This window comes from Tepidibacter formicigenes DSM 15518, assembly GCF_900142235.1.
GTDB lineage: Bacteria > Bacillota > Clostridia > Peptostreptococcales > Peptostreptococcaceae > Tepidibacter > Tepidibacter formicigenes.
In genome coordinates, this window is the sequence record NZ_FRAE01000028.1 from 21,761 (window position 1) to 29,740 (window position 7,980).

At 30.0% G+C, this 7,980-nt stretch carries 5 protein-coding genes; all 5 read left to right on the forward strand.

Annotation, left to right across the window (positions count from 1 at the left end):
• The first annotated feature begins 11 nt into the window (after positions 1-11).
• Entirely contained in the window at positions 12-1,196 is a 1,185-nt protein-coding gene (gene aroC / locus BUA77_RS07025; RefSeq protein ID WP_072888673.1) for a chorismate synthase, read from the forward strand.
• On the forward strand, positions 1,169-2,206 hold the full coding sequence (gene aroB / locus BUA77_RS07030) for a 3-dehydroquinate synthase (RefSeq protein WP_072888675.1): 1,038 nt from the start codon (positions 1,169-1,171) through the stop codon (positions 2,204-2,206). The genes aroC and aroB overlap by 28 nt, the downstream gene beginning before the upstream one ends.
• On the forward strand, positions 2,196-3,476 hold the full coding sequence (gene aroA, locus BUA77_RS07035; protein ID WP_072888677.1) for a 3-phosphoshikimate 1-carboxyvinyltransferase: 1,281 nt from the start codon (positions 2,196-2,198) through the stop codon (positions 3,474-3,476). Before aroB ends, aroA begins: the two co-directional genes overlap by 11 nt.
• Before the next feature lie 69 nt (positions 3,477-3,545).
• Positions 3,546-4,115 carry a phosphate propanoyltransferase gene (gene pduL / locus BUA77_RS07040; protein WP_072888679.1) on the forward strand — a complete coding sequence of 190 codons (570 nt, stop codon included), beginning with the start codon at positions 3,546-3,548 and terminating at the stop codon, positions 4,113-4,115.
• 466 nt (positions 4,116-4,581) lie between these two features.
• On the forward strand, positions 4,582-7,980 hold a 3,399-nt coding region (gene nifJ / locus BUA77_RS07045), incomplete at its 3' end, for a pyruvate:ferredoxin (flavodoxin) oxidoreductase (RefSeq protein ID WP_072888681.1).

The following is a 7,980-nucleotide window of genomic DNA, read 5'->3' on the forward strand; positions in this document are numbered from 1 at the left end:
GAGAGATTATTGTGTTAAGATATTTAACTTCTGGAGAATCTCATGGTAAATCTTTGGTTGCAATCCTTGAAGGAATTCCTTCAAATCTAAATATAGATATAGAAAATATAAATAAGGAACTTTCAAGAAGACAACAGGGTTATGGAAGAGGAGAAAGGATGAAAATAGAAAAAGATAAAATTAATATCTTATCTGGGATAAGAGGAAATATAACTATTGGAAGTCCTATAGCAATTGAAATAAAAAATAAAGATTACGAGAATTGGGAAAAGTATATGAAAACTACTGGTGAAATAGATATACAAAGTAAAAAGGTTACAAAGGCAAGACCTGGACATGCTGATTTAGTAGGAGCTTTAAAATACGATTTTGAAGATATAAGAAATGTTTTGGAGAGAGCCAGTGCAAGAGAAACTGCTGCAAGAGTAGCAGTAGGAGCTATTTGTAAAGAATTTTTATCAAAATTTAATATAGATTTTACATCTCATGTTGTTCAAATTGGAAAACAAAAAATACAAAAAAGCTTTTTTTTTGACTACATAAAGGAGAAATCTGAACTTTCTCAAGTTAGATGCGTAGATGAAAATTTTGAAAAATTATTTATAGAAGAAATAAAAAAAGGAAAAGAAGAAGGAGATAGCTTAGGTGGTGTATTTGAAATAATAATAAAAAATGTTCCCCTAGGCCTTGGCTCTTATGCTCATTATGATAAAAAGTTAGATTCTACATTAAGTGCTCATCTTATGTCCATTCAAGGGATAAAAGGAGTTGAATTTGGGATTGGATTTGAAATAGCTTCTTTAAGAGGGTCAGTTGTTCAAGATGAAATATATTATTCCGATGAAGAAGGTATTTATAGAAAAACTAATAATTTAGGAGGAATAGAAGGAGGAGTAAGTACGGGAGAAGAAATAATTATAAGATGTGTAATGAAGCCAATACCGACATTATATAAACCTCTTAATAGTATAGATATAAATACTCTTAAAAATTATAAAGCTTCTATAGAAAGGTCTGATAACTGTGCTGTACCTGCTGCATCTGTAGTTGCTGAAAATGTATGTGCATTTGTAATAGCTAAATTTTTTCTTGATAAATTTTCAGGTGATAATATGAATGATATAATTACAAATTATAAAAACTATATAGAAAGGCTGGAAAGCAGAGGATGGAAAAAGGGGATAAAGTCTATATAGAAAGAGATTTTAAGAAATTTAATTTGATAAAAGAATATGATAAGATTTTGGTTATAACAGATAAAAATGTAAAAAAATTATATGTAAATAATTTTATTAAGAGTTTAAAGTATGATAATACTTTAGTATATGATATAAGCTCAGGAGAAGAATCTAAATGTTTAAGTGTTTATGAGGATATTTTTAAATTTTGCATTGAAAATGGACTAAGCAGAAAATCTCTTATTATATCTTTAGGAGGAGGAGTTGTAGGAGATTTAAGTGGATTTGTTGCATCTACATATATGAGAGGTATAGATTTAGTTCACTGCCCTACTACTTTATTATCTCAGGTAGACAGTTCTATAGGGGGAAAGACAGGTATAAACTTAGGTATTTATAAAAATATTATAGGTAGTTTTTATCAGCCCGAGTTTATATATATTAATATAAATACGTTAAAGACACTACAAAAAGATGAATTTTTAAGTGGTCTATCAGAAGTAATAAAATATGGTCTTATTTATGATTATGATTTTTTAGACTATATAATAGAAAATAAGGAAAAAATATTAGATTTAGATGAAGATAGTTTAATTTATATTGTAAATAAATCTTCAAGTATAAAGCTTGATATAGTAAAAAAGGATGAAAAAGAATCTAATTTAAGAAAAATATTAAATTTAGGACATAGCTTTGGACATGGTATAGAAAAATTAGGAAAATTTAGCCATGGCTATGCAGTTTCTATAGGAACACATATGGCTTTTAGATTAGCTTTAAAGAAAAAACTTATAAATAAAGATTATTATGATAAAGTTATTAAGATTTATAAAGAATATAATCTTCCTATGACTTTTAAAAATATAAATTCTAAATATATATTAGATATTATGAAAAAAGATAAAAAAAATAGTTACTTAAAATTTAGCTTAGTACTTCCAGTTGGATGTGGGAAAGTAGATATTATTGAAGATACAAAAGAAGAAGAAATACTTTCTGTAATTGAGGAGGTAAGAAATGAATTTTAATAGTATTTCAAGATTAAATGGAGAAATAATTCTCCCGGGAGATAAATCTATTTCTCATAGATCTGTAATGTTTTCTTCTATTTCTAATGGTAAAAACTATATTAAAAATTTTTTAATGGGACAAGATTGTCTAAGTACTATAGACTGTTTTAGAAAAATGGGAGTAAATATAGATATATGGAAAAATAAGGATGTTATTGTAAATGGAGTAGGATTAAGAGGTCTTAAAAAGCCAGATAATGTTTTAGATGTAGGAAATTCTGGAACCACAATAAGGCTTATAATGGGAATACTTTCTGGTCAAAATTTTAAGTCTACTTTAGTAGGAGATGAATCTATAAGTAAAAGGCCTATGAAGAGAGTTACAGAACCTCTTAAAGAAATGGGTGCTAAAATAGATGGATTGGAAAATGGGAATTTTGCTCCTATAACTATTGAGGGAGGAAATTTAAAAGGAATAAATTATAAAATGCCTATAGCGTCAGCTCAAGTTAAATCTGCAATTATATTAGCTTCCTTATATTCTAACTCATCATCTAAAATAATAGAAAAATCTAAAAGTAGAAATCATACAGAAATAATGCTTAAATCATTTGGGGCTGATATAAATGTAGATGGTCTTGAGATTGATGTAAATCCTGTTGATAGTTTATATCCACAAGAAATATATGTACCTGGAGATATTTCATCAGCTGCATTCTTTATTGCTGGTGCAAGTATAATAAAGGGTTCTGAGGTTTTAATAAAAAATGTAGGACTTAATCCTACAAGAACTGGTATTTTAGATGTTTTGAAAGATATGGGTGGAAATTTTGAAATATTAAATAAAGAAGTCATATGTGGAGAAGAAATAGGAGATATACTAGTTAAGTATTCTAATTTAAATGGAGTTACTATATACGGAGATTTAATACCAAAACTTATAGATGAAATACCTATAATCGCTGTTATGGCAACTCAAGCAGAGGGCCAAACTATTATAAAAGATGCAAAAGAACTTAAAGTTAAAGAGTCAAATAGAATTAAAAGTGTTGTAGAAAATTTAAAAAAAATGGGTGCAGATATTGAAGAGTTAGAGGATGGAATGGTGATTAATGGACCTACTAAGCTCAAAGGAGCTAATATAGAAAGTTTTAATGATCATAGGATAGCCATGGCATTTTCTATAGCTTCATTAATATCATATGGAAATACATATATAAAGAATTTTAACTGTGTTAATATATCTTTTCCGAGTTTTTGTGATATTCTAAAAAGAATAAGTTATTAAAAATTTGATTTTTAAATAAAAAAAAAGTATAATTAGTTTGTTGAAAAAAATGAAGAGGGGGTAGGTATAATGAAATTACCTATAGCATTATCAAATAGACATATTCACTTAAGTAAAAAGGATATTGAAGCTTTATTTGGAGAAGGATATGAATTAACTCATTTTAAAGACCTTTCTCAACCAGGACAATTTGCTTGTGAAGAAAAAGTAGATGTAGTAGGGTCAAAAGGAACTATTAAAGGCGTTAGAATACTTGGACCTGCAAGAGGAGAAACACAAATAGAGGTTTCACTAGCAGATGGATTTGCTCTAGGAGTTAAAGCTCCACTTAGAGATTCTGGACAACTTGAAGGAACTCCAGGAGTTAAGCTTGTAGGACCAAAAGGTGAAGTAGAGCTTGAAAGAGGAGTTATAGTTGCTGCAAGACATATACATATGCATACAGAAGATGCTGAAAAATTTGGTGTAGTAGATAACCAAAGAGTAAAAATTAGAACTTTTGGAGAAAGAGCAGTAGTATTTGAAAATGTTCTAGTTAGAGTAAGTCCAAAGTATGCTTTAGAGATGCATGTTGATATAGAAGAAGGAAATGCAGCTGGAGTAAGAAATGGAGATATGGTAGAGTTAATAGCTGAATAATTTTATTATTATTAATTAAAATAATAATGAACATAATAACTAAAGTCCTATGTGCTTTCAAGTATATAGGACTTTAGTTATTATAAAGTAATAGAATTTCCTTTAAAATGAGGTTGTTTTTTTTATACACTATCAAATATATGAAATTAAATAGAGAAAACTTTAAATATTAAGGTATTTAAATAAAAAATAAAATATCATTATATATATTAATTATACATATTACATGTATAAATATACTAAAATTTTAAAAAATAAAATTTATTCTCAATTTTTAAGTTGATTATCTTGATTTTAGAAAATTTTTAAATTATTATTAATATAGAAGGAATATAAAAAAATATACAGAATGTTTAATTAATAACAATTTTCAAATTGAAAAATGTCAATTGAAAACGATTGACATTTTGTATATTGTATACTATACTCAAAACAACAATAAAATTTCATGTAAGGGGGCTTTATCATGGCAAAGCAAATGAAAACTATGGATGGTAATACTGCTGCTGCATATGTCTCATATGCATTTACTGACGTTGCAGCTATATATCCAATCACTCCATCATCACCTATGGCGGAATATACTGATGAATGGGCAGCAAATGGTAAAAAAAATATATTTGGACAAGAAGTACAGGTTGTTGAACTTCAATCTGAAGGTGGAGCATCAGGAGCTGTTCATGGATCATTAGCAGCTGGAGCTTTAACTACAACTTACACTGCATCTCAAGGGCTTCTTTTAATGATACCAAATATGTATAAAATAGCTGGAGAACTTCTTCCAGGAGTATTTCATGTAAGTGCTCGTGCTGTTGCAAGCCATGCGCTTTCAATATTTGGAGATCACTCTGACGTTATGGCAGCAAGACAAACTGGTTTTGCATTCTTAGCATCAGGTTCAGTTCAAGAAGTTATAGACCTTGGTGGAATTGCACATCTTTCTGCTATTAAAAGTAGAGTGCCTTTTGTACATTTCTTTGATGGATTTAGAACTTCTCATGAGATTCAAAAAGTTGAACTTATAGATTATGAAGATTTTGCAAAACTTGTAGATTATGATGCTGTAAAAGCTTTTAGAGATAGAGCATTAAATCCAGAGCATCCTGTAACTAGAGGTACAGCTCAAAACCCAGACATATTCTTCCAAGCAAGAGAAGCATCAAATCTATTTTATGAAAAAGTACCTGAAATTGTTGCTGATTATATGAAAGAAATAAGTAAAATTACAGGTAGAGAATATAAGCCATTTAACTATTATGGAGCAGAAGATGCTGAGTACATAATAGTTGCTATGGGTTCTGTTACTGACACTATAGAAGAAACTATAGATTACTTACTAGCTAAAGGAGAAAAAGTAGGTTTAATAAAAGTTCGCTTATATAGACCTTTCTCAGCCAAATATTTCTTTGACGTTCTACCAAAGACTGTTAAAAAAATAGCAGTACTTGATAGAACAAAAGAACCAGGAGCAATTGGAGAACCTTTATATCAAGATGTTCGTACTTTATTCTACGATAAAGAATGTACTCCTGTAATAATCGGAGGACGTTACGGACTTGGATCAAAAGATACTACACCTTCTCAAATTAAAGCAGTATATGAAAACTTAAAACAAGATAACCCTAAAAATAACTTTACTATAGGTATAGTTGATGATGTAACACATACATCACTTGAAGTAAAAGAAGAAATTGTTACAGAGCCAGAAGGAACTATAAGATGTAAGTTCTGGGGACTTGGTTCTGATGGTACTGTTGGAGCTAACAAGAGTGCTATTAAGATTATAGGAGATAAAACTGACCTTTATGCACAAGGATATTTCTCTTATGATTCTAAAAAATCAGGAGGAATTACTATTTCTCACTTAAGATTTGGTAAAAAACCAATTAAATCAACTTACTTAATAGATGAAGCTGATTATGTTGCATGTCATAATCAATCTTATGTAAATCAATATGATTTATTAAAAGGTCTTAAAAAAGGTGGTACATTTGTACTTAACTGTAAATGGAGCCAAGAAGAACTTAATGAAAAATTACCTGCTTCAATGAAAAAATATATAGCAGATAATGATATAAACTTCTATACTATAAATGCTACAGATATAGCAACGCAAATAGGACTTGGAAATAGAATAAACATGGTTATGCAGTCAGCATTCTTTAAGCTTGCAAAAGTTATTGATTTAGATGATGCTGTTAAATACTTAAAAGATGCTATTGTTAAGTCTTATGGTAAGAAGGGTGAAAAAATAGTTAATATGAACTATGAAGCTGTTGAAAAAGGAATAAATGCTCTTGTTAAAGTTGAAGTTCCTAAGTCTTGGTCAAGTGCTACACAAGCTGAAGTAGCATTAGGACAAGCTAAAAATGTACCAGAGTTCATAGAAAAAATACTAATTCCAGTTAATAAACAAGAAGGAGATTCACTTCCAGTAAGTACTTTTGTAGGTATGGAAGATGGAACATTCCCAAATGGAAGCGCTGCTTATGAAAAGCGTGGTATAGCTGTAAATGTTCCAGAATGGCAAATGGATAAATGTATCCAATGTAACCAATGTTCATTCGTTTGCCCTCATGCTGCAATTAGACCAGTGCTAGTAAATGAAGAAGAAATGAAAAATGCACCAGAAACATTTAAAACTAAGAAAGCAATTGGTAAAGGACTTGAAGGATTACAATATCGTATGCAAGTAAGTACTATGGATTGTACTGGTTGTGGAAACTGTGCAGATATTTGTCCTGCTAAGGAAACTGCACTAATTATGAAACCTATTGAAACACAAACAGAAATAGAAGTACCAAACTGGGATTTTGCTATGACTATAAAACCAAAAGAAGATTTAGTAAGTCCATATAATGTTAAAGGAAGTCAATTTAAGCAGCCACTTCTTGAATTCTCAGGAGCATGTGCTGGTTGTGGAGAAACTCCATATGCTAAAGTAGTAACTCAATTATATGGAGATAGAATGATAATTGCTAATGCCACAGGATGTTCTTCAATTTGGGGAGGTTCAGCACCTTCAACTCCATATTGTAAAAACCATGAAGGAAAAGGACCTGCTTGGGCTAACTCATTATTTGAAGATAATGCTGAATACGGATATGGTATGGCAGTAGCAGTAAAACAAATGAGAAATAGATTAACTGACTTAATGAAAGAGTTAGTAGAACTTGATATAGATGCTGAATATAAAGAAGTATTTAATTCATGGCTTGAAGGAAAAGAAGATGCAGATGCTTCTAAAGAAGCTACAAAAAAAATACTTAATGTAATAGAATCTAATAATATAGAAAATGCTAGGGCTAAAGAAATATTAGCAGAAATTGCTGATAAGAAAGATTATTTAATTAAAAAGTCAGTTTGGATAATCGGTGGAGATGGTTGGGCTTATGACATCGGTTATGGTGGACTTGATCATGTTCTAGCTTCAGGAGAAAATGTAAACGTACTTGTATTTGATACAGAGGTTTATTCAAATACAGGAGGACAATCTTCAAAAGCTACTCCAACAGCAGCAGTTGCTAAGTTTGCAGCTTCTGGTAAGAAGGTTAAAAAGAAAGATCTTGGTATGATTGCTGCAACTTATGGATATGTTTATGTAGCTCAAATAGCTATGGGAGCTGATAAGAACCAATTCATGAAAGCTTTAATTGAAGCTGAAAAATATGATGGACCATCTTTAATAATAGCTTATGCTCCATGTATCAACCATGGTTTAAAAGAAGGTATGGGACGCACTCAAGCAAATACAAAAGAAGCTGTTGAAGCTGGATATTGGCATTTATATAGATACAACCCAGAATTAAAAGAGCAAGGAAAGAATCCATTTATTCTAGATTCTAAAGAGCCAAAAGGAAGCTTT